Below are 1,880 nucleotides of genomic sequence, written 5' to 3' on the forward strand. Positions count from 1 at the left end.
GGCTTCCCCCACCGGGTCGCCGCAGACCAGGGCCAGCGCCGCGTTCCACGACCACACCGCCACCGGGAAGTTGAAGGCGGAGATGACGAGGCAGGGGCCGGCCGGGTGCCAGGTCTCGCGCATCGCGTGGCCCGGGCGCTCCGAGGCGATGGTCAGGCCGTAGAGCTGGCGCGACAGGCCGACGGCGAAGTCGCAGATGTCGATCATCTCCTGCACTTCGCCCAGGCCTTCCTGGTAGATCTTGCCGGCTTCCAGCGAAACCAGACGGCCGAGATCCTCCTTGGCGGCGCGCAGCTCCTCGCCCAGCAGGCGGACCAGCTCGCCGCGGCGCGGGGCCGGAACCGAGCGCCACGCCTCGAAGGCGCGGGCGGCGTTGGCGACGATGTCCGACACCTGCGACGGCGCGGTCTCCGCCACCGTCGCGAGGGTGGCGCCGTCGACCGGCGACCGGGCGGTCAGCCCGGCGCCGCTGGAAGTCAGGCCGAAACGGGAGAGGATGTCGCTGTGCTGCACCGGGGTGGCTCCTTGGGTCTGCAAAATCTCCCGGTCTCCCCAGGGGGGAGAGGGGACATTGGGCGGGAGAGTTAAATCACGTCCCCTTGCCCGCCGCACGGATTTCGGACAGCGTCCGCGTCGGCGTCAGGGCTTCGGGGTCGAGCTTGATGTGGAGGATCGCCGGCAGGCCCGACGCGCGGGCGCGCTCGAAGGCCGGGGCGAACTGGTCGGTGGTCTCCACCGTCTCGCCATGGCCGCCATAGGCGCGGGCGAGGGCGGCGAAGTCGGGATTCTGCAGGCGGGTGCCGGACACGCGGCCGGGATACTCGCGCTCCTGATGCATGCGGATGGTGCCGTACATGCCGTTGTCGACGACCAGCACGATCACGGCGGCCCCCTCCTGCACGGCGGTGCCGAACTCCACCCCGGTCATCTGGAAGCAGCCGTCGCCGGCGAAGCACAGCACGTCGCGGGTGCGGTGCTGCAGCTTGGCGGCGATGGCGGCCGGCAGGCCGTAGCCCATCGAGCCGCAGACCGGCGCCGCCTGGGTGCCGAAGCGGCGGAAGCGGTGGAAACGGTGGATCCAGGTGGCGTAGTTGCCGGCGCCGTTGGTGAAGATGGCGTCATGTTCCAGCCGCTCGTCCAGCCAGGCCATGATGCGGCCCATCTGCACGTCGCCGGGAATGGCGTCGGGCGGGGTGCTCCAGGCTTCATAGGCGGCGTGCGCGGCTTCGGCGCGGGCGGCCCATCCGGGCTTCGCCGTCACGTCCAGCCCCGCCACCGCCTCCAGGAAGGCGGCCGGGGTGGCGACCATGCCCAGCGTCGGGCGATAGACGCGGCCGATCTCCTCGGCGCCTGGGTGGATGTGGACCACCGCTTTTCCGGGATCGGGAATGCCGAGCAGCCCATAGCTCTGCGACGGCACCTCGGAGAAGCGGTCGCCCAGCAGGATCAGCAGGTCGCTGTCCTTGACCAGTGCCGTCAGCTTCGGGTTGATGCCCAGCCCGATGTCGCCGGCATAGAGCGGGTGGCAATGGTCGAACAGCATCTGGCGGCGGAAGGTCACCGCCACCGGCAGCGACAGCTTTTCGGCAAAGCCTTGCAGTGCCGTGACCGACTCCGCCGTCCAGCGGGAGCCGCCGGCGACCAGCAGCGGCCGTTCCGCCTTGGCCAGCAAATCGCCGAAGGCCGCGACCTGCGCCGGCGTCGGGGCGCTGTCCACCGGCTCGGCCAGCGGAGCGGCCTCGACCTCGGCGGTCTCGGTCAGCGTGTCTTCGGGCAGGGCCAGCACCACCGGGCCGGGGCGGCCGGACATCGCGGTGTGGAAGGCGCGGGAGATCATCTCCGGCACGCGGTCGGCGCTGTCGATCTCGGCGACCCACTGC

The 1,880-nt window shown here is 71.4% G+C and carries 2 protein-coding genes; both read right to left on the minus strand.

What is annotated here, in order from left to right; translation table 11 throughout:
• A partial coding sequence (locus tag I71_RS26970; protein WP_042701227.1) for an aldehyde dehydrogenase family protein occupies positions 1-513 on the minus strand: 513 nt, incomplete at its 3' end.
• Between the two features lie 76 nt (positions 514-589).
• On the minus strand, positions 590-1,880 hold a 1,291-nt coding region (locus tag I71_RS26975), incomplete at its 5' end, for a thiamine pyrophosphate-dependent enzyme (RefSeq protein ID WP_042701229.1).

This window comes from Azospirillum sp. B506 (genome assembly GCF_000333595.1).
In the GTDB taxonomy this organism is placed as follows: domain Bacteria; phylum Pseudomonadota; class Alphaproteobacteria; order Azospirillales; family Azospirillaceae; genus Azospirillum.